Source organism: Pseudomonas sp. JAI120 (genome assembly GCF_014207255.1).
Taxonomy (GTDB): domain Bacteria; phylum Pseudomonadota; class Gammaproteobacteria; order Pseudomonadales; family Pseudomonadaceae; genus Aquipseudomonas.
Genome location: NZ_JACHCZ010000006.1, coordinates 241,456 through 263,191, shown reverse-complemented (window position 1 = coordinate 263,191; position 21,736 = coordinate 241,456). Strand labels below are relative to the sequence as shown.

At 54.2% G+C, this 21,736-nt stretch carries 16 protein-coding genes and 1 pseudogene; 7 read left to right on the top strand and 10 right to left on the bottom strand.

What is annotated here, in order from left to right:
• Positions 1-633: 633 nt before the first annotated feature.
• The 10 genes and pseudogenes from HDC32_RS27000 to HDC32_RS26955 form a co-directional block, all read right to left on the bottom strand.
• Positions 634-1,266 (bottom strand): annotated as a pseudogene (locus HDC32_RS27000) (DDE-type integrase/transposase/recombinase); the annotation flags it as partial.
• Positions 1,267-1,433: 167 nt separating this feature from the next.
• On the bottom strand, positions 1,434-3,275 hold the full coding sequence (locus HDC32_RS26995) for a DUF1302 domain-containing protein (protein WP_184746161.1): 1,842 nt from the start codon (positions 3,273-3,275) through the stop codon (positions 1,434-1,436).
• A 232-nt stretch (positions 3,276-3,507) separates the two neighbouring features.
• On the bottom strand, positions 3,508-4,674 hold the full coding sequence (locus HDC32_RS26990; protein WP_184746159.1) for a CaiB/BaiF CoA-transferase family protein: 1,167 nt from the start codon (positions 4,672-4,674) through the stop codon (positions 3,508-3,510).
• 375 nt (positions 4,675-5,049) lie between these two features.
• On the bottom strand, positions 5,050-5,553 hold the full coding sequence (locus tag HDC32_RS26985) for a MaoC/PaaZ C-terminal domain-containing protein (RefSeq protein WP_256663588.1): 504 nt from the start codon (positions 5,551-5,553) through the stop codon (positions 5,050-5,052).
• The gene (locus HDC32_RS26980; RefSeq protein WP_184746157.1) at positions 5,553-6,128 is read right to left on the bottom strand and encodes a MaoC family dehydratase N-terminal domain-containing protein; all 576 of its coding nucleotides are present in this window, start codon (positions 6,126-6,128) and stop codon (positions 5,553-5,555) included. Before HDC32_RS26980 ends, HDC32_RS26985 begins: the two co-directional genes overlap by 1 nt.
• 125 nt (positions 6,129-6,253) lie before the next feature.
• The gene (locus tag HDC32_RS26975; RefSeq protein WP_184746250.1) at positions 6,254-7,201 is read right to left on the bottom strand and encodes a PDR/VanB family oxidoreductase; all 948 of its coding nucleotides are present in this window, start codon (positions 7,199-7,201) and stop codon (positions 6,254-6,256) included.
• A 70-nt stretch (positions 7,202-7,271) separates the two neighbouring features.
• On the bottom strand, positions 7,272-8,567 hold the full coding sequence (locus tag HDC32_RS26970) for a cytochrome P450 (RefSeq protein WP_184746156.1): 1,296 nt from the start codon (positions 8,565-8,567) through the stop codon (positions 7,272-7,274).
• A 111-nt stretch (positions 8,568-8,678) separates the two neighbouring features.
• The gene (locus HDC32_RS26965; RefSeq protein ID WP_218571049.1) at positions 8,679-10,076 is read right to left on the bottom strand and encodes an aldehyde dehydrogenase family protein; all 1,398 of its coding nucleotides are present in this window, start codon (positions 10,074-10,076) and stop codon (positions 8,679-8,681) included.
• 88 nt (positions 10,077-10,164) lie between these two features.
• Positions 10,165-11,319: an NAD(P)-dependent alcohol dehydrogenase gene (locus HDC32_RS26960; RefSeq protein ID WP_260403752.1), complete on the bottom strand. Its 1,155-nt coding sequence runs from the start codon at positions 11,317-11,319 to the stop codon at positions 10,165-10,167.
• Positions 11,320-11,678: 359 nt separating this feature from the next.
• On the bottom strand, positions 11,679-14,360 hold the full coding sequence (locus HDC32_RS26955; RefSeq protein ID WP_184746154.1) for a LuxR C-terminal-related transcriptional regulator: 2,682 nt from the start codon (positions 14,358-14,360) through the stop codon (positions 11,679-11,681).
• A gap of 195 nt (positions 14,361-14,555) precedes the next feature.
• Here HDC32_RS26955 and HDC32_RS26950 point away from each other — a divergent pair, with 195 nt between their 5' ends.
• The 7 genes from HDC32_RS26950 (at position 14,556) to HDC32_RS26920 (ending at position 21,733) form a co-directional block, all read left to right on the top strand.
• Entirely contained in the window at positions 14,556-15,749 is a 1,194-nt protein-coding gene (locus tag HDC32_RS26950; protein ID WP_184746152.1) for an acyl-CoA dehydrogenase family protein, read from the top strand.
• Positions 15,749-16,531 carry an SDR family NAD(P)-dependent oxidoreductase gene (locus HDC32_RS26945; protein WP_145338205.1) on the top strand — a complete coding sequence of 261 codons (783 nt, stop codon included), beginning with the start codon at positions 15,749-15,751 and terminating at the stop codon, positions 16,529-16,531. The genes HDC32_RS26950 and HDC32_RS26945 overlap by 1 nt, the downstream gene beginning before the upstream one ends.
• Positions 16,532-16,539: 8 nt before the next feature.
• Positions 16,540-17,556 carry a phosphotransferase family protein gene (locus HDC32_RS26940; RefSeq protein WP_184746150.1) on the top strand — a complete coding sequence of 339 codons (1,017 nt, stop codon included), beginning with the start codon at positions 16,540-16,542 and terminating at the stop codon, positions 17,554-17,556.
• On the top strand, positions 17,556-17,930 hold the full coding sequence (locus tag HDC32_RS26935) for a DUF6285 domain-containing protein (RefSeq protein WP_184746148.1): 375 nt from the start codon (positions 17,556-17,558) through the stop codon (positions 17,928-17,930). The genes HDC32_RS26940 and HDC32_RS26935 overlap by 1 nt, the downstream gene beginning before the upstream one ends.
• 220 nt (positions 17,931-18,150) lie before the next feature.
• On the top strand, positions 18,151-19,659 hold the full coding sequence (locus tag HDC32_RS26930) for an acetyl-CoA acetyltransferase (protein ID WP_145338202.1): 1,509 nt from the start codon (positions 18,151-18,153) through the stop codon (positions 19,657-19,659).
• Complete coding sequence (locus HDC32_RS26925) at positions 19,656-20,456, top strand: enoyl-CoA hydratase-related protein (RefSeq protein WP_145338201.1); 801 nt, start codon at positions 19,656-19,658, stop codon at positions 20,454-20,456. Before HDC32_RS26930 ends, HDC32_RS26925 begins: the two co-directional genes overlap by 4 nt.
• Positions 20,457-20,527: 71 nt before the next feature.
• Positions 20,528-21,733, top strand: coding sequence for an acetyl-CoA C-acetyltransferase (locus HDC32_RS26920; RefSeq protein ID WP_184746146.1), 1,206 nt, complete (start codon positions 20,528-20,530; stop codon positions 21,731-21,733).
• Positions 21,734-21,736: the final 3 nt, after the last annotated feature.

Here is a 21,736-nt window from a genome sequence, read left to right as displayed (position 1 = left end):
ACCGGCGATAGAGCCAGTGCTTCAATTGATCATCAGCGATGCTAGCGCTCCTGTCGTCCACCAAAGGTTTGATATCGCTTCACTTATTTGGCTGGTTATAATTGGCAAAATCCAGACGATTACGAGCGTGATGCGCGTACGAAAATGCTGGCGACCAAGGAGGATATATTTGCTCATCGACCGTTCCGGTCATGGAAGGCAGCTTACGAAGCTGGTACCAGAACGCGCTGCCGTCAGCAGAATCTTGGATTAGCTAGCAAGCCTACAAAAATAACTTGCTTGACCGGAAATGGAATGACCTCGCCGAATTGGTCTGCCGAGGAAACGGCTAGCGTGATTGGCTAGTTATTTATTAATAGTCGGTGAGAGACCTATCCATTAGGAATGGAGGTCCGCTGCAGATGAGCGTCTATGTTTTCAATGCGAATACGAAAACCTTCTATCGTCCTATAGATGCAGCATTGCGCTGGTGCAATCTCACTCGTTACGAAGCCCAAATTATCCAGGCGGATTGGTCTCGTCCTGAAAACCTTGCAACCCTCTTTCCCCAATGGCCCAATCTTCACATCGCTGTCGAAAGGATTTTAGACGCCATACGCAATGGTGAGCTGCCGTATGGCTGCCTCGGTGATGCATGCGATATCGCCAAAGGCGCTGGCGAAAACTCCGGCTTCCATATTGCGAGCCCTGGTCGGAGTGGAACAGCAAACCTTGAGGCTTCCCTCGCTGCTCGTAAGCCATGTCCAAGGCCTTGATGACCAAGTCGGCATCCGGCTTTCCCGACAACGCCCAACCCACAACACGGCGGGCAAAAAGATCTAGCACAACCGCCAGATACTGCCATTTCCCTTGAGCCCAGATATAAGTGATACCGCCACACCAGACGTGGTCAGGAGCGGGTCACTTCAAACACCTTGCACAGCCAATCAACCGGCTCGTGGATGCTCAACTGGTCAATCAGCGCGAACGCTCGAGATCTTCCGACATCAAGAGCGCGGTAGCCTTTTTTAAGATTGATTTTTCCCGCTCAAGGCGAGCAATTCGGGCTTCCAGCTCTTGGATTTTCTGCTGCTCCGGGGTCAGCGCTTTGCTCTGCGGGGTGACGCCCGTGCGTTCTTGCTGCACTTGGTCGACCCATCGGCGCAAAGCCGACTCGCCGATACCAAGCGAGCGGCTGGCCTCAATGAAGCTGTAATCCTGCTTGAGAACGAGGTCGGCAGCCTCGCGCTTGAATTCAGGGGAAAAGGTAAGGCGTTGTTTGGTCATCTTACACCTCGTTCTGGCGAGCATTCTCGCCTAAATGGGTGTCCGGTTTCATTAGACCACTACAGTCCCAAACCAAGCGATTGAGCTTCTTTCGTATCCAGCCGGACAAGCGTTCTGAATCGCCCCATCTCATAACCCTATGCTAAAAGGTTAATTTTCCGAACCACTTAAAATTTATAGGTCAGTGCTGCATTTGCGTAATCATGATCCCTAAAGGTGTCGTACTTAGCACTATCAGAAAAATTCACATAACTCACATCCATCGTTAGCGACTGATAAGCAAACTTAACACCAAGACCAAGCTGTTTACGCCCCTCAACCATCTGACCATCACTTGAAAAACCACTAACGTCATGGGCGAAATATACATTTGGGGAAACCCAAAGTCCTGCAATATAACTTACAGAGTAATCAAGCTGCCCTTTCAACCGATACCCCCATGAGTATTTCGTCACATACCCATCGTCTCGGCACCCATCGGGCTGTGTATTACCAGTCAAGCAGTGGCCTCCACCTAAGCTCTCATGTGCACCACTGCCATAAATAAATCCACGCCCATAGCGAATGCCTGTAAAGCTGTCACCCACATCAACATATTGAACGGCGACCTCGCTGGCGAACGTTCCTTTTTGCGCATATAACATGGCCGGAAGTGCAGTCGCGGCATTGACTGTAAACTGAGCTTTTTTCAATCTGTCGTAACCGCCAACATCCACGCCAACACCCGAATCTCGAGCAATTATTGATTGTTGCCCAAGGGGGCCAGTCCCTTGAAAAAGCGCCATTACAATATCATTTGCATTCCTCTGGACGGGCTGATTAGGGGTGTAGCTTAACTCGCTTCCCAGCGCCCAACCGCGAACCTTTGATTTTGTAGTGATACCAAAGATGCGGATATTATCCGGATACTCCCAAAAGCCCTCTGCCGGTCGCAAGCCAATATTTTCTACCGATTTAGGACCATTCAACAGCGCACCAGGGGGATCATCGCCGGTGCGCGCACTGATAATGGGCATCCGAGAGTTCAGTTGCATGGCGTAAAGACCAATCTCTGTATTAATCAACTCAAGCGGATAATGATAGGCAATGCCGAACTGACCACTGTCACTGCCCTCTCGACCGTCTCCAAGCGGTAAGTAGTTTCCATCTCTGTATTGAGCTTCCGAGGTATTGCCCGGCAGAAGTGCAGCGCCTTGGCAAGTACCGCCGGCCTTGGTAGAAAGTCCCATTTCAAAGGATACCCAGTAAGGTCCACAGGTATCAAAAACACTGGGCTGCCATTTCAGTTGATAAAATGCATCAACAGCCCCCCCTCCTGCAAAGGTAAATTTCGTATAGAGAGACCATATAGGAATATACATTTCCTTCTGCAAGTCCGCGCCCGGTTTGCGCAAGGCAGAGAAATTGACTGGATTAACCTGGTTTATTCCTTGAAAGAACAGGCTCCCGCCCCAAGGTATCGACTGCCGGCCTGCGCGTACTTCAGTTTCTCCCCCTCCGGTGGCAAATTTTCCCCACACATAAGAGTCGAGCGCTTCAATACCTTTATAGCGGGCAAGTCTCGCTGCGCCACTATCATCCAAATTCCCCCCTTTTTTGTAACCATTCGCCTGGCTACCCGAATGGACACCACTATTTTCTAATGCGTCGTCATACCACGCTTTTATACGAAGCAGTCCGCCATATTGTCCATTGGTGATCTGAATATCCGACAATAATTTATAGGGAGTGGAAAAACGATCACCGCGAGAATAGTTCAAGTCACCACCGTCCACATTGACGGTCGCCAACCCACCTGACCTCCCGACGCGTTCCCCATTGAGTCGTGTATACAAGAGTTTACTCGGCGACTGGGTACGCCAGGCCGATCCTACGCTAACGCTACTGTCTATCTGAGCACGCCACGTCTCGCTCAAATCAAACTGCACGGCCATGCAATTTTGGCTGAATGCCAAATATACGAAGACCGCACCAAAACTACTATTAATTTTTGAATGATTCACCATCATGAACGTCTCTCCTCTTATACTTATTTTCTTGAGAAACCCTATGCTCTGCCCTCCGGTATTCACCGGTGACAACCAAGTGCTTAGCGACACCAGTTTTTTTTATTGCAATCAATGGCGACTAAAAGTGCAGACACTCACCTTGGCGAAGCCTTAACTTCGCAAGATTAACCATCCCGCAGCGATCGACTTCAGAGACCATTTTTAACGTCAAACGGATTAACCAATAACCAAATCATTGCCAATCAAGGCCCAGTTCCCGACTTATTTCCTCAGTGTGTTGTCCGATTGTTGGGGCATCCCTTAGCGCAACTCTTTCAACCGCGGAAAAACGCACTGGCTGACCTACTTCTGTATAACGCCCCTCGGTCGGATGTTCGCGAAGCGTAAAAAGGCCGGACGCCTTAAGCTGCGGATCGTCGAGTAAATCATCGATCGTGTTGACGTTACTTGCAGGGATCTGGTGTTCCGATAGCAAGGCCAACCAGTCGGCGGTGGTCTTCTCTGGAAGAACCTGTGCCATGTAGCGATACAGTCGATCAGCGTTGGTACGACGCTCCATGAGCGTCGTCAAGCCTGGCTCTTCAAGGACATGGGACAAACCACTGAGCTCGAGGAATTTGAGCCAACGTCCATCCTGGTAAGGCGCAATAACGATGTACCCATCCTTCGTCCGCATTGGCTGACGAGAAGGATCAAGCTGGCGGGCGTAACCCGTACTGCCAATGGCTGGATCGAAGGTACGCTCATAGAGATGCTCCAGCAGATTGAAGCTGGCAATCGACTCGAGCATGGGGACTTCCACGTACTGCCCTTCTCCGGTCCTGATACGGTGAATGACGGCCGCCATTACTGCATAAACGGCGTGCAGCCCTGACACTTTGTCTGCGAACGCCATCGGTATGAAGCGCGGAGCGGGATTACCGTCAACGCGCGGCAGTAACGATGCGGCACCGGACGCCGCTTGAATAATATCGTCATAAGCCGGCCTCCCGCTGTACGGGCCTACTGTGTCGAACCCTGTGCAGTGCACGTAGATAATATCAGGACGTAATTTACGCACCGTTTCGTAGTCTAGATTGGCGCGCCCGACAGCATCCGGCCTAATGTTGTGAATAAAGATATCGCTCTTGGCAAGCAAGCGTTCAAACGCTTCGCGGCCGCGTGAACTCTTCAAATCCCAGACTACCGAACGTTTCCCCCGGTTAAGTCGCAGATGAAGGGGCCCCATGTAAGCGGTTTTAGCGGACTTACCTATGTTGCGCGAAGCATCACCTATTTTATCTGGCTCTACTTTGACGACGTCAGCACCCAAGTCAGCCAGAATCTGCGTGCAATACGGACCGAAAATAACGGTCGTCATATCAACTACCCGCAGATCGTTCAAAAGGGAAGGTTTCATAAAGTTTCTCCAAAAAACCGGTCAGGAGCACGATAGAGCAGCACTCCGATGCACTAAGAGAATGAACGCGAAATCACTCCCTGAAGGTTCCCCTGACATCATTGCCATCGCAATCGGCGCCACACCGTTCGTTGATACCTATGACTCATCGGTGGCCAGCATGGCGCCTGATGCTTCACGTCGAATCGTCGCTTCCGACGAGCTCAGAACAAACTCTGCGTCGACAATCTGCGGTTTGGCTTTCAACCGTTCGCCGGCATCAGGCACAGGATCAACATAGGTAACAGCGCTTATACGCCTGTCGCTTGCGTGGCGAAAAAAAACGCCCCATTGAGGCGTTCTGCGACCCTGCGGCCGACGTAAATAGGTAAATACCTAATCAGGTACTGGATGCGGTGACGTTTCAGAAAAGCTTGGCCGGCGACCCGCCAGCGAGTCAGCTCTATGCTGTCGCTCTGTGGGCAGCATGGCGATTATTCGCCCTGGCCCGACAGAGACGCCGCCAGTATTTTCCGACCAGATCTCAAGTTCTACTAACCCGACACCCTCCAACCACTTGCGTACAACGCGGCCCTTGACGACAACAGTGTCGCCTACCGTATTGAAATTGCGCATACGGAACCCACGTAGCTGCCGGATTACCCCCCCATTGCCAATGTATTGCCGCACCGCTCGCTCCCACATACCTTGTAGCAAGTAGTTGTTCGCATACATCTCTGGCGCCCCGGTGGATTTCGCAAATTCGCTGTTGTGGTGGATAGAATTAAAATCCCGGCTAGCACCGGCAGCCATCACCAATCGATAGACAGTGAGTGGAAACGACAGGCTGGCGAGTTCTTCTCCTTCAATGACTTCTTCCCAATATCGTTGTTCCATCATCATGATCTCGGATGTGGGTTATAACGAAAATAAGTAGTGCGACTGCGAGCAACCACTTCGAGATGGTCATTGAACAGTTCTGATTGCCAGGTGATAAAGGCGCCTCGTCCTACCTTGGTTTCCTTTGGAATACAAGCGATCAGCCTGGCCCCTCGCTTGAGCAGACGGTCGCCCACCGTCACTGGCAGCAAGTAATCAATTTCAAGATCCGTGACAAAAAGAGCAGTGGTTATTGGCTCAAGGTCACACATGACTCCCGACAAAGGCGTTTTCGATGGTTGGGCATCGCGCGCATCATCCGTGAAGAGAACCTCTCCCGGCCGCCACATAGGGGCCAGGGCAAAGGTCGAAAGAGCAGCGTTAGGTACCAGGAGATCTTTATAGCCATGCATCCGGGCCACATCGGTGTCGAAGTGAAGTGCGCAGTCAAACTCCAGCGGCTCAAGCCATCGGCGTACGGCACTACGCTCAATTCGATCTGCCACAAAAACGACCGGGAGATCATCGAAATCTCGCCCGATGGCAGTGATCATTGGCTGCCAGTCAGCCTCCCACGCATCAGCACGCATCGTCATATATTCCCACTCCTCTCTGCGTGATGCCTGAAAAGGTATGGCGCTGTCCTGCCGTTCACGGACCACACGCCATCCGACGGACCTGCGTAAAGATTCACAACACTCCACGGGCGATGCGCCTACCGTTAAAGATCCAGTATCAACATTTCTGATTTAGAGCGAGAGCAGCACGGGGTTAACACATCTCCCGCGGAATGCTCATCATCGGTCAAAAATACATCACGGTGGTCCGGCACACCTTTGATGATGCGCGTCACACAGGTACCGCAAGTTCCTTCCTCACAAGACGTATAGATATCGACCCCCGCCTCAGATAGCACGGAGGTTATCGAGCGGTCGGCTGGAATATCGAACACTTCCCCTGTGCTGGCGACTTGTACTTGGAATGGTTGATCATGTGATGTATCAACGGACTTTGCATTGAAGTATTCAAACCGGATGCGATGTTTCGCAATTCCGGCTTTTTCGGCTGAAGCGCAAACCCAATCAATAAACCCGCTCGGACCACAGACATAGAAATCGTCATCCTCGCGAGCCTGCGCAATCAACTCGTCGAGATCGAGTTTTTGTAGCGGTGCTTCATCATCGAAGTGGACCGCGATACGGGATGCAAATGACGAATGCTGTATGCGCTCAAGAAACGCGGCCTGTTGTTTACTTCTAGCGCAATAATGCATCACAAAGTTGCGCCCCTGAGCGTGAAGCGCCTCTGCCATGCAGAGGATGGGGGTGACGCCAATGCCGCCGGCAATGAGAATACTGCTGCGGCCTGGAAGTAACGCAAAATGATTGCGCGGCATGCCAATCTCCACCCGGTAACCTTCGGTAAACCCTTCATGAATGGCGATGGATCCCCCTCGTGATGCTGGGTCGCGCAACACGCCAATCACATAACGGTGCTGCTCCGAGGGAGCATTGCAGAGTGAGTATTGCCGAACAACGCCCGCTGAAACGTGAACATCAATGTGCGCCCCTGCTTCGAAGGCTGGCAGCGTTCCTCCATCCTCAGCACACAACTCGATGCTAATGATATCCGGAGTCTCTTGGACCCGACGAGCAACCTTCACAAACATAGTGCTATCTGTATTCACGACAGCATTCCTCTTTTTTATTGGTCTTTTCGGCTATTACGGGTTATGAGCGTTATCGCATCAGACAACGCACTGGAAGATGCTTGGGGCCGCCAACGAAGTTGGACGCTACAAAGTCCATTTCTCCAGCTGGTTCGACCTGCCGGAGCTTGGGGATAAGTTCCTCGAATAAAATGCGCATTTCCATCTTCGCCAGATGCTGGCCGAGACACACGTGGTTACCGATTCCGAACGCCAGGTGTCGGTTCGGTTTACGATCCATGTTGAATTTAAAAGGCTCCGGAAAGACTTCTTCATCACGGTTTGCAGAGCCATAGCAGAGCATGAGCCAATCATCCTTGCGGATGACACGTCCTCGAATCTCGGTATCAGCAGTGGCCGTCCGCATAAAATGCCGCACAGGGGATGCGAAGCGCAGCGCCTCGTCGATGAATTGCGGAATGAGCGATAGATCAGCCTGCAGGCGTGGCAACAACTCAGGGAACCGGCTCAATGCCCACATTGCCACAGAGGTCGAGGATGAAGTCGTATCATGGCCGGCCGTAGCGATAATGAAGTAGTAGCCGAGACGAGCAACCTCGTCGATCGGCTGACCATCCACCTGCGCATTCGCTAGCAACGTTGCGATATCGTTACGTGGATTCTTCCGGCGATCTTCGGTCAACTGTTCGAAATAAACCTTGAAGTCTTCGACAACAGCCATCATGGCTTTCCCCATCGCGGCGCCGCTCGAGTCACTCTCACCTGGGCTCTTGCGCTTGAGGTCGGAATCTTCGCTCCCGAAAAACTCCTGGGTCAGCATCAACATTCGAGGAGCGTCCTCTTGCGGAACGCCGAGAATGTCCATGATCACGTGCAATGGATAGTGCAGTGCATAATCAGTCGAAAAATCAATCCGCTGACCCTCCTGCTGCCGAATCTTCTCGACGATTTCGCTTGCCAGCTTCCGGATTCGCCCATCCAGCTTGAGGATACTGTTAGGCATGAACCATGATTGTGTCAGCGCGCGGAGATTCTTGTGCTCGTCGCCGTCCATGTGTGTCAACGCTCGCACAAAATGCGGAGTTCCTGTAGTCGCAATAACGTGTTCAAGGGCCGATTTCGGACGGCAAACAACAGAGTAATCACCGTTATGAAACAGCTTGCTATCTCGTGAGATGGCCGCGACATCAGCGTATTTGCTGATTACCCAGAACGGCTCATATCCTTCCACATTTGCACGTGCGACCGGGTATTCGGCGCGCGCCGTTGCATAAAGTGCATGTAGATGGTCCACGTTTGCATAGGTTCGTGCGTCAACCAACTGGCTGGCCAAGTCGGCAGGCAATTCATAATTCGTAGAATTCATGATGACTGTTTTCCCGTTAATGAAAGTTAACGTGTGAAACACCCAGCCTCCGCGCGGCGCACAACACTTCAATCGACGCTCTGCGTTGGTGGGAGTAGTGAGAGCAACTAACTAGCGACGCTTGAGTGTGATCACTTGAGGCTGCGTGCAGGCCAGCAGCCCCTCCACACCATGCTCTACTCCCACACCCGATTGGCGATGCCCTGAAAAGGGTGCATCAGGTGATAGATACATCGACTCGTTGATCCATACCGTTCCGCAATTGATACGCCCGGCAATGTGGAGTGCGAGTGCTTCGTCGCGTCCCCAGATCGAACTTGCAAGGCCGAACGGGCTATCGTTAACGCGGTCAATGACTTCATCGATGCTGTCGTAACGCAGCAGAGGGAGCACCGGTCCGAAGGCTTCTTCCGTCACCACTCGTGCGTCATCAGGGGGATTATCGATCAATGTAACCGGTACGAAGTATCCAGGGCCCGAGGGAATGGCGCCTTGAAAACAAATGTCAAGACCGGTGCGGCGAGCATCATCGATTAAGTCCAGGACCCGACGATACTGTCGCTCATTCTGAATGGGGCCTAGTTGGCTAAGGGGGTCCAACCCACTGCCGACTACAACGCTTTTCGCATAAGCCATGAGTCCATCACGGACGGCATCGTAGCAGCTGCGATGCACATACAAGCGTTTGGCCGCCACACACACCTGGCCGCTATTCGCGAATGCGCCCCAAAACAAGGAAGGGATCAGCTGTTCAATATCGGCATCAGGCAACACGATAGCGGCATCATTACCGCCCAACTCAAGCGTCAAGCGTTTTAATGTGGGGGCCGCGCCTGCCATTAAACGCCTACCGGTTTCGGTGGACCCGGTAAAGCTGACTTTGTCGATCCCCACATGCGTACTTAGCCATGGTCCCAGGTCATCACCACCACTCACAACATTGAGCACACCGGGGGGAAGGACGTCAGCCAACAATTCAGCGATGCGCAAAGCAGTGAGAGGCGTCAGCGGCGATGGTTTCAACACCAGGGTGTTTCCTGCCAGAAGCGCCGGAATTACCTTCCACCAGGCCAGCAATACTGGAAAGTTCCATGGCGCTAATGCTGCTACAACGCCAATTGGAACACGTCGGGTAATGCTACGACGCTCTGGCCCATCCTCGTTAACAACGTCCTTCATCAAGGTGAGCTTGCACTGACCACGCATGAATCGAACAAGACTCTCCAGCTCACGTTGTGCAGACAACAGGGGTTTACCTTGTTCTCGCGTCAACAACCTCGCCAGTTCATCTCGGGCCGCCTCAATCTTCGGTGCCATTTGTTCCAGCAGCGCCCGCCGCTGCTCGATATCAATGGCACGCCAGCCAGGAAAGGCACGCCGCGCACTTGCGACCGCATGATCCAGTTGGATACGACTGCAATCCGGCGCCTGAGCGAATACTTGTTCAATTGCAGGATCAACGATTCCAAACTGCGAATCCCCGTCTACCAGTGCGCCATCAATCAACATGTGAAACGCGTGCCGAGTGTCCATAAATGAAGCCCTTAGTAATATTGAAACAATCGCTGAACTGGCGCCTCGCCGTTAGGCGAGGCGTTCAGGGAAGCAAAACGACTTTCGTGCAAAGGCCGCGATGTTGATCGGCAATCGCTTCGTTGATGTGCGCAAGTGGATACGTTTTGATCATCCGGTCGAACGGAAAACGTCCCGCCAGATAGAGCTCCATCAGTTGCGGTAAAAATACGTCCGGTTCGCTGTCGCCTTCGATGATGCCTCGGTAGGTAAAACCTCCACGCATCAGTTGCAGCAGCGTACCGGGCAACGACAGCTCGCGTTCGTTTGCAGGGGGCACTCCGACAAACCCGAAAGTACCGCGTGCTGCGAGGATCCGCGGTACTGCCGACACGACGGAATGGCGCCCGCTCGTATCGAGTACATAATCAACGCCGTCAGGGCAAATCGAACGTGCCGCGCTGGATAGATCGTCACAGGCTGCCGGGTCAATGACATGGGTTGCACCGAGACTGAGCGCCAGCTCTCGGCGGCCCTGCAGCGGTTCGACGACAATGATCGTGCTGCAACCCTGGACTACCCCACCTAAAACGGCACTCAACCCTACGGCACCGCCTCCCAGCACCATCAACGAGCTGCGTGGCCGGCATACCATCGAACGCATCACCGCGCCGGCCCCGGTCTGGACTCCGCAGCCCAGGACACTCGCGAACTCAAGCTGTACCCCATCCAGCACCTTGACGACGTTACGTTCGCTGGCAATCGAATAAGACGCAAATGACGACTGTCCGAAAAAACTGCCAGAGATGGCACCGTCTTTTCCACGCAGGGTCTTCGAACCGTCCATGCGCGCACCGGAGTAATTGAGCGGCGTAAACAACTTGCAGTAAGGCGATGATTCGGCGAGACAGCACGAACACTGGCCGCAGGAATTGAAGGTCAACGCGACGCGATCTCCCGGCCGGACCTTGGTCACAGCTGATCCGACCTGCTCAACGATACCCGCCCCTTCGTGCCCGAAAACGGCCGGCATAGGCAATGGAAAATATCCCTCCTGGGCAACCAGATCGGTATGGCACACACCCGCACCGACAATGCGTACAAGGACTTCGTCGGCGCGAGGCGCATCCAACTCGATCGACTCCAGTTCGAAGCGTGCATTGGACGAGCGCATAACGGCGGCAACGATCTTCATGTTGGAGACACCTTTCCAATTGGCTTTAGACGTGAGATCGAGCATGCGGAAATCCCTCGGCGGTCGAATCGTCGAAAGCGACGAGTTACGAACTGAGTCCTTTGATTTCGTCGGATACACCGATGTGTCTACCCCTCTATGCCCGCCAGGCTGGCGCCCACGGTCACCCATCACCGGGCAATGAAGGCAACGCTGTAGTCAAAATAAGAAATTGGTCTTTCAAAGGTGCTGGCCGAACGGCTGGAGGTGCGTCGGAAGATGACTTGGCCAGACGATCCCCATCCACTCTGGCGCAGCAATACGATTATGGGCGGGGGCGTCCATCTCATTGCTTACATCACTCCTCCAGCCCGTCCATGACTAACGGGATCGCGCTCCGGGTCAGAACTGGACAGCAGGTGGTTTCAACGAATTAACGATAGGCGTCTAGCGGTCGCCACGGCCTCAGCTCGACTATGGGCATTAAGCTTGGAGCTGATATTGCGCAGATGGGTCCTGACGGTGCTATCGGAAAGATTCAACTTGTCGGCCATCGTTGCATTTGAGCACCCATCGGCGGTCAATTGCAGCACGTGAAGCTCCTTGCGAGTCAACGGCTCCATCAAGGCATCCAAAGAGGTAGGTTGCTCAGATGGAAGAGACGATGAGCCAAAGGCACTGATCAACACTTGTAAATAACTCAACAAGCGTTGATCACTGGATTTCATCGGCATTTCTTCGAGCACAACCTTGTACCGGTGTACGATCCGGTACATCTGTTCGCCCTCCTCTGCTATAACCTGAATAATCCCTTCAGCAGCAATAGTCCGAATCAGCTCCGCAATGGCCTTGACCGCTTCCGCCGCGTCGCCGGTACGTTGAAGAGCCAGGCTTTTAAGGACCCGCAGCTTAATGACGCGAAGGTGTCTGCCCTCCCTCGATGCTTCAATAAGTTCATGATCCAGACGTGACAGGGCAGCGAAAGCATCGCCAAAATGGATATCCCAGCGTATGCGTGCGAGCGAGAGAGCGTTAATTTCGTTCGCCAGCAACCTTTGGTGGCTCAAACATCCACCTACCGGCGAATCTATGGCCCGATCCAGTTCCTCTTTTGACGCTTGAGCGTTCCCTTGCAGGAGCAATAGCCGACCACGTTCGAGTTTGGCGCTTGAGACAATCCTTGGCAGGTGGCGATAATGGCCGAGATACTCCAATTCAGTCAGCGATCCAAACGCGGTACTCACATCCCCCCTGCTGAACGCGATGCGCGCTCGAATCATATGTCCAAGGTACATGTGATCGGGTAGTCCGACATCGCAGGCAGAAGGCAAGTAGACGTTCACCAACTGCTCTGCTCCGTCAAAATCGTTCGATTCGTAGAGCGCACAGGCGTACAACAGGCCTGCCCAGGCGTTCCCGCTTGTCAGGTTAGAGGTCATTGTGCCAGTGGCACTTAATGCCATCCGAAAGCATGCGGTTGCTTGCTGGAGCCTACCCGCCATCAAGTTGAGCAGGCCTTCCTGAGACTCAGCATACATACGCGTAAACATGCTCTCGCCATCTATGCGCCTGGCGCTGTCGATCAATCGGCGCGCCTCGGCACTGTCTCCACTGACGGTGAACACATTTGCCATCGCGTTGCGCAGTACGCTGTCGGCAAATCGACTGCAACTCGGTAGTCTTGCAAGGCTTTCTCGTCCGACGGCGAGCGCCTCGCCATACCGATCTTCCATTGCCAGAAACAACGGCAGTTGCGCATTGACATGCGCCAAGACCATCGGATCGTCGCTGCCACCACACCCGGAGTGTGTCAGCATGGCGTGCGCCGCAACTGGGCCACTGGTAAACAGCACGGCCCACACAGCCGTCGCCTGCAGCACCGGATACGTTGATAAGGCGTTTTCCGGTATGGCGTTGAACCATCGCGCGAGCAGGCGCATACGCCCTTCCTCGAGAAAATTCTGCGCGTACTCATTCAACAGGCGTAATGCGTACCCGGCGTCATTACCTTTGATTGCGTGATCGATGGCTGATGCGAAACGACTATTTTGCTCATACCAGTGGGCCGCCTTTAGATGCAGTTGCTGAACATCGCCAGCGTGCTCCGCCCGCAGGCGCGTGCGTAGAAAAGAGGAGAATAGGCTGTGATACCTATAGGAGTGCTCTTTGTTAGCGATAGAACTCAGAAAGATATTCTGGCTTTCCAGCGTCTTGAGCAGACTTTCCGAATTCGAGCCGGGGACCAAGATGTCGCATAGGGAAGGTTCGAGATACCGCAATATGCTGGTTCTGAGTAGAAACTCGCGAACGGCGCTCGGCTGGTGCGCCAGCACATCATCCGCCAGAAAATCCGCTATGGCCTGGTCCGTAATCGAGAATCGCTCGACAAAATCACTGTTCACCCCCGAGCGTTCCATAGAGAGCGAGGCCAGCCAGAGTGCTGCAATCCATCCCTCGGTCTTGCCGTGTAACCGTTTTAGCGATTCTTTTGGCAGCGCCGTTTGCTGACGCAACTGAAAATACTCACCCGTTTCATCCAAATTGAAACGCAGCGCATTCGGGCCCAACTCCAACAGGCGGCCGCGTGCACGTAATCGTGCGACGCCAATATCGGGTTGAATACGAGACCCCACGATGATCTGCCCTCCCAAGGGCAGCGCTTCAATGAGTGACCGTACAATGGCAAGAACGGCTGGCGCATGAATGATCTCGAAATCATCCAGAAACACCGCAAACGGTGCGGGTCGCGAGGACAGAAACTCCGAAATATCCATCGAAGACAGACTGTTCGCCGAACGCGTAAGCCAGCCCGAAACGGATGCTTCCAAGCAGGCAATAAACCTTGAAACGTCGTTGTCCGCACGGTCCAGCGTCAGCCACGCCGTGTCGATATTTTGCAGTTGAAGATGCCTGTTTAGCTGGAGCATCACGGTCGTCTTACCGAACCCTGCAGGCGCGTGAACAAGGACCAGGCTAGGGTTGCGCGTAACGGTATAGCGATCGTGAAGAGCGCTACGCTGGACTTCAATTGTCGGTCCGGTGGGCGGCACTATTTTTGCCGTTGGCACCATGGATTTATGTGAAGGTTTCGTAAGGGAACCGGACATTTTCTACTCTCAGAAACTCTTGTTATTTCCGATGATTCTGCGCCCCAGGCTTCGAACAGAGCAAGGTTGAAAATCATATGGCGCTCCTGGCCAATGCTGGCGCCACCCTCGGCGTGGCTGAAAATCGTCGGAAATGACGATTCGCCCAGACTGCAATGTGACTTGAATGTCCTGAACCGACTACGAGGCACAGCTATGGACTTTCGTCTTTCTCCCGATCTTCAGGCACTGCAGTTGCGCGTTCGGCACTTCATCAGAGAACAGGTTTTACCGTTCGAGAAGGACCTGCGGCAAACAGCGCATGGTCCCAGTGAAGACTTACGTACGGAACTGGTTGCAAAGGCAAAGGCCGCGGGCCTTTTGACCCCACATGCAGATAAGGAGATGGGCGGCCTGGGGCTATCACACGTAGAAAAAGCCATTGTCTTCGAGGAAGCAGGCTATTCGACCCTCGGGCCGACGGCCTTAAACATCCATGCCCCCGACGAAGGCAACATCCACTTGATGTCCATCGTCGCCTCAACGGCGCAAAAAGAACAATGGCTCAAGCCTCTTGTGGAGGGGCGAACCCGATCCTGCTTTGCGATGACCGAACCCGCGCCAGGTGCAGGGGCCGATCCATCCATGTTGATGACGACGGCGAATCGCGATGGCGACGACTACCTCATTAACGGTACCAAGTGGTTCATAACAGGTGCCGAGGGCGCGGCCTTCGTCATCATCATGGCAAAGATGGAAGACGGGACCGCCACCATGTTTTTATCAGACATGAATAGGGCCGAAATCGAGCATGTCCGTACGATGGATGCACTCGATACCTGTTTTACCGGAGGACATGGTGTTCTTCGCTTCAACAACTTGCGCATCTCCAAAAACGATGTGTTAGGAGAAGTCGGTAAAGGATTTCGTTACGCGCAAATTCGACTCGCGCCAGCGCGTCTTACACATTGCATGCGGTGGCTTGGTCAGGCGCAACGCGCCCACGACACGGCCCTTGAGCATGCTCGACGACGCCGATCCTTTGGGCGAACACTGGGTGAGCATGAAGGTGTGAGTTTTATGCTCGCTGACAATGAAATGGACCTATTGACGTCGCGGCTACATATCTGGCGCACAGCATGGATGCTAGACCAGGGCGAACGTTGCAACTTCGAATCAAGCATCTCCAAAGTCGTCTGCTCCGAAGCGCAATGGCGCGTGGTTGATCGCAGCGTTCAGATTCTCGGCGGTCAGGGAGTCACCCATGAAACCATCGTCCCTCGTATTATTGCCGACATGCGCGCCTTCCGTATTTATGACGGTCCCAGCGAGGTGCACCGCTTCAGCCTGGGTAAGAAAATCCTCGCCAGGTCGGACCAGCAAAATGATGGGAAGGATGGGGCTCGCTGATGAATAACAAATACCTGTACGAGCTATTCGATCTCAGCGGCAAGATTGCGCTCGTCACTGGCGCATCCAGTGGGTTGGGTCGGCATTTTGCTGCCGTACTGGCTCGCGCTGGAGCCGAAGTGATCATTACGGCGCGGCGAAGTGACAAGCTTCAGGAACTCATTGAGGAAATGGATCTATCCGATGATCAAATGCACGCAATCGGTGTTGACGTGACAAACGCCGCGTCCGTAGCAGCCTGCTTCGACCAGGCAACCCTCCTTGCGGGAGTGCCTGACATCATTATCAACAACGCCGGCCAGGCAATCACAAAGCCGCTATTGGAGCATTCGGAAGCTGACTGGGATACGGTGCTGGACACCAATTTAAAGGGTGCCTGGCTAGTCGCCTCCGAAGCCGCCAGACACATGGTGGCCGCAGGCAAACCAGGCAGCATCGTAAACATTGCCTCTATCCTCGGCGAGCGTGTTGCCGGCGGCGTAGCACCCTACGCCATTTCAAAAGCCGGCGTATTGCAGGCGACAAAAGCGATGGCGCTTGAATTGGCGCGACATAAAATCCGAGTTAATGCGCTGATGCCTGGTTATGTAGTTACCGATCTCAATCATGATTTCCTCACTAGTGAAGCTGGCGAGAAACTACGCAGGGGCATTCCTGGTCGTCGCTTTGGAAAACTATCCGATCTCGACGGACCTCTTCTTTTATTAGCGTCCGATGCGGGAGTCGCCATGTCCGGCAGTTGCCTGGCAGTGGATCATGCCCATCTTGTAAGCTCGTTGTGAGGCCTATCATGGATGTCACTCAACGCGAGGCGATAGAGCATTTTATATTGCGAGCTGCCGAGGCTTCTTACGTATCAATCCTCGACGCTAAGCCACTTTCCGGTGGCGCAATCCAGGAAAATTGGTTAGTCACCCTTTTGATTCATGACGGATTCTGGGATGGGCGGCTGGAATGTGTGTTGCGTTGCGACTCCCCGACGGCTGGAGTGGCGATCAGTCATGGACGCGCTCAAGAGTTTCAATTGTTAAAGACGGTCTTTGTCGCCGGCGTCAAAGTGCCGGAGCCTTTATGGTTGTGCGAGGACCGTTCTGTCATCGGCCGCCCCTTTTTCCTGATGCGACGAATCGGCGGCACTGCGGCCGGCCACATCTTGGTTAAAAATCCAGGTTTTGCCCCTGATCGTATCCAGTTAGCCGACCAACTTGGGCGTGAGTTGGCCAAGATCCATTCTGTGACGCCCCCCCATGCCGAGCTCGACTTCCTTATTTCTTATGATGAGGCCCCTGCCATCCACCGAATTGTTCAGCATCGAGCATTTCTCGACGCGCACTACTGCGCATATCCCGCTCTTGAGTGGGCGCTGCGATGGCTGGAGCGCCATGCTCCACCGCGCACTATCGTCACATTAACCCACGGCGACTATCGCACGGGAAATTACATGGTCGATGAGAGCGGACTGACAGGAATTCTCGATTGGGAGTTCGCGGGCTGGGGTGATCCGCTCGAGGATATTGGTTGGTTTTGTGCAAAATGCTGGCGCTTCGGCAAGGTAACCGCAGAGGCAGGTGGCATCGGAGCTCGAACCGACTTTTACCGCGGCTATGAGGCGGAATCGGGTCGTCGCCTTGACCATAAGGCGGTGCATTACTGGGAGGTAATGGCTCATGTGAACTGGGCGATTATCGCAATTCAGCAAGCGCAACGGCATTGCTCGGGCGAGGAACACTCACTGCTGCTTGCCCTGACAGGACATATAGTCCCGGAACTGGAGTGGGAGCTCCTCAACCTGACGGAGAATGACTGATGCGCCAGCAACCCGCCGGAGAAGATTTACTTATCTGCGCTCGCTACGTACTGCGCGATGAAATTCTGCCCGCACTGCCTGATGATCGCAAACATGCACTACGCATGGTACTGAACGCTATTTCGATCGCTCAGCGCCAACTGCACTACGGGAGCGCACCGGAACTCGAGGAGCTCTTACATATACGAACCTTACTGGACGACCAGGCATGCTCCCTGAACGATGGTCTTCGTCAAGTTGCTCGAATCATCAGAAGCGGCGGCGGCGATCCCGGCCAACGGAACAGAGCAGCGCTGATAAGCCTTTTGCGATCTACCTCTCAACGGCGATTGAACGAAAGCAATCCAAATGTATTAGCTGCGCGACCTTCATGAGCAAACTCATTCTTATGCCCAATGAACTGGTTTCGACCAGGCCACGCCGACTCAGCTGTCATTCCGGATCAGACGATTTTCGTTGATACCTGGCGCATGGCGTTCTCGTCGGGTGCCATTCGATAGAGTCGATAATTGCATCGTATTCCGTGGATTGTCTTTGCCTTGATCGTCGGAAGCGACGATCTGAATGTGGCGTTCGTCCCCTAGGATAACGGATATGAATACATACCTTGATAGAACTCCCGTCATCGTTGGCGTCGGCGAAATTACCCAGCGAACCAAGGATCCAGCGCAAGCGAAGGAGCCATTGAAGCTGATGGAAGCAGCCCTTCGCGCTGCGGATAAGGATGCCGGCGCAAACGTACTAGGACTGCTCGATTCACTGGAAGTCATTCAGGAGTTTTCCTGGCCATACGTCGATGCACCAGGTCAGTTAGCTGAACTGTTGAGAATAAATCCCACTCATCGCCACTATGGCCCAGTGGGGGGCGAGACGCCTGTGAAGTTCATTCATGAGGCGGCCCTTCGGATATTGCGCGGCGATTGTGAGGTCGCCGCAGTGGTGGGGGCCGAGGCTCAATATGCGGTGACCGCCGCCACAAAAAACGGCTTTGATTTACCTTGGTCCCCCATCGATCCAGATGCCAGGTTGATACGCGGAACTAACTACCTCAACCCGGTCGCAGTGACGTTGGGAGTCGCATCGCCTGCACACGTATATCCCTTTTACGAGAATGCGGCGCTAGCGGCATGGGGGCAAACGCCCGCCGCCGCGGCGCAGGAATCGAGCGAACTGTGGGCGCGCAATTCTGTGGTCGCGCGGGACAATCCTTACGCCTGGAACCAACAGTCGTTTTCAGCCGAAGAAATCGTGACGCCGGCGATGGATAATCGATTAGTCGCTTGGCCCTATACCAAACGGATGGTCGCCAACCCTCAAGTCAATCAGGGTGCGGCCATTCTGTTGACGAGTTTGGGACGTGCTCGACAGCTCGGCATACCGTCGGACCGTCTGGTCCATATCTGGTGTGGCGCCGCAGCTCAAGAGCCTGCTGACTATCTGGATCGTGACCAATATACGCGAGCAGCTGCCCAGGATGCAGTTCTCAACGGAATTCTTGGGCTGGTTGGAGATGCGGGACGCTTCGGTGTACTCGAACTATATAGCTGCTTCCCCATTGTGCCGAAAATGGCACGTCGTATCTTGGCCTTGGCACCTGACTCAACAGTGACGTGTACAGGAGGCCTCAGTTTCTTCGGCGCCCCTTTGAACAACTACATGACCCATGCGACTGCCACCATGGTACGGAAACTAAGAGGTCAGCCGAAATCGTTGGGGCTTCTGTACGGACAAGGCGGTTATCTCACAAAACATCACGCAATTGTTCTGGGGTCCCTTGCCCCTCAACGCTGTCGCTTGACCGACGATTACAGTGTTCAGTCGATGGCGGATGCATCCCGGGGCCCTACTCCCCCCCTTGCCCTGGCGTTCACCGGTCGGGCTGCTATTGAAACGTTTACGGTTCTCTATGCGAGGGACGGTAGCGTCGTGCGCGGTGTAGTTATCGCGCGTACGCCAGAAGGCGCGCGCTTATTGGCTGGCGTGGAAGCCCGAGACGAACGCAGCATTTCAGCTCTAACCAATGCGCAGCGATCACCTATTGGATGCTTCGGCGACGTCACCTTAAACACTGATGGGTTGCAAATTTGGAGCGTCAGTTCATGAGTATTTTCGCAGAAGCTGCTTTCGCATCGGACTTAGTCACTCTGGAAGTACTCGAGGACCATATTGCCTTGGTTACTCTAAATCGGCCTCTCGCGCGTAACGCCATCAATGAAGAAATGGCAGTTGCCCTGGAAGCGATAGTTTCTCGGACAGAGGCGGATCAAGACGTTTGGGTCATTGTGCTAACGGGAACCGGAAGCGATGTTTTTTGCGCGGGGGCAGACCTCAAGGAAGTCGCGGCAGGCAGAGCGGCCGGGCTTTTCACGAGAAATGGCTTTGCAGGGTTCGTCGATGCAGAAAGAAGAAAGCCCTGGATTGCGGCAGTCAATGGCAAAGCATTGGCCGGTGGGTGCGAGATTGCACTCGCGTGTGATCTGGTGATTGCCGCGCAAAATGCGTCATTTGCGCTCCCTGAAGTCTCGCGTGGTGTGCTTGCCGCAGCGGGCGGCTTGTTTCGTTTGCCTCGGGCGCTTCCGCGCAACATTGCAATAGAAATGGCGCTCACCGGCGACAGTATTGATGCGACCCGAGGCGTCGAACTGGGGCTGGTAAACAGAATGGTTCCACACCCCGTGCTGGTGGAAGAAGCACTTAAGCTCGCAGCGCGAATTACCCGTAATGCACCAATTGCCGTGCGCGAGAGCTTGCACGTCATGCGGCAGGTACCGGACCTCGATACAGACGCATTACGTGAACTGACTCGGCGATGCCGAGACCGTGTGGCTGACAGTGAAGACTACCAAGAAGGTCCCCGCGCCTTTGTCGAAAAGCGACCTCCCCGGTGGACGGGCTGTTAACGATTACGTGTAGACGCCACGCCTGGTTGAGTCGGCAGGTCATATTCAGCGACGATGATAAGAGAGAAAAAATGAACGATGTCTTCGTGTACGACCATGTTCGGACCCCCCGCGGCAAAGGACGAGTGGACGGCGCACTCCATATGGTAACTCCCGTAAAGCTGGCGGCAACGGTGTTAAAGGCCCTCAAGGAACGCAACGGTATCATTCCGGAAGATATCGAAGATGTCGGTTTCGGCGTGGTCATGCCGGTGGGTGAGCAAGGCGCGGATATCACTCGCTCGGCATTGTTATCCGCAGGCTATGGCGATTCGGTATCCGGCTATCAAATCAATCGTTTCTGCACCTCCGGCCTGGACACAGTGAAATTTGGGTTCGGACTCATCGCATCAGGCCAAGCCGATGCAGTGATAGGTGGGGGGGTGGAGTCAATGTCCCGAGTGCCAATGGCGTCCGACGGGGGGGCTTCCTACACGGACCCACAGCTTGGACTGCAATTTCCGTACATACCCAACGGGGTGTGCGCAGACTTGATGGCCACCCTTGATGGCCTTACCCGCACGGACCTTGACGCATATTCGGTAGAGAGCCAGCGCCGGGCGGCAATCGCACGGGATAGCGGCTACTTTGACCAATCAACTGTCGCGGTGGCCGATAAATTTGGTCATGTGCTTCTGGAACGTGACGAAGCCCTGCGCCCCGCGACCACGCTGGAAGACTTAGCCAAACTCAAGCCTGCATTTTCCGGGATTGGTGAGGCAGGCTTCGACGATATCGTACTACGTCGGTACCCCCACCTTGAGTCGGTCAAACATATGCATACGGGCGGTTCCTCCAGTGGCGTCGTGGATGGTGCCTGCGCTGTACTTTTGGGCAGCAAACAATATGGCGAGCGGTGTGGCTTGCGTCCCCGGGCACGGATTGTGGCGACAGCCACATGTGCCTCCGAGCCACTGTTGAGTCTGGCGGGGCCGGTCCCGGCCATCGACAAGGTCCTTGCACGTGCAGGTTTGACCATCCAAGACATCGATCTTTTCGAGGTTAACGAGGCCTTCGCCGTTGTCCCCCTGCGAATCATGCGCCACTTTGGAATTTCACACGCAAGCATGAATGTGAATGGCGGCGCGATTGCATTGGGGCATCCACTCGGCGCAACGGGCTCCATCCTGTTTGGGACGGTATTGGACGAACTGGAACGACGTGGCCTGGGGCGCGCACTTGTGACCTTGTGTGCGGCGGCCGGCCAGGCCACAGCTGTAATCATCGAGCGTGTGTGAGAC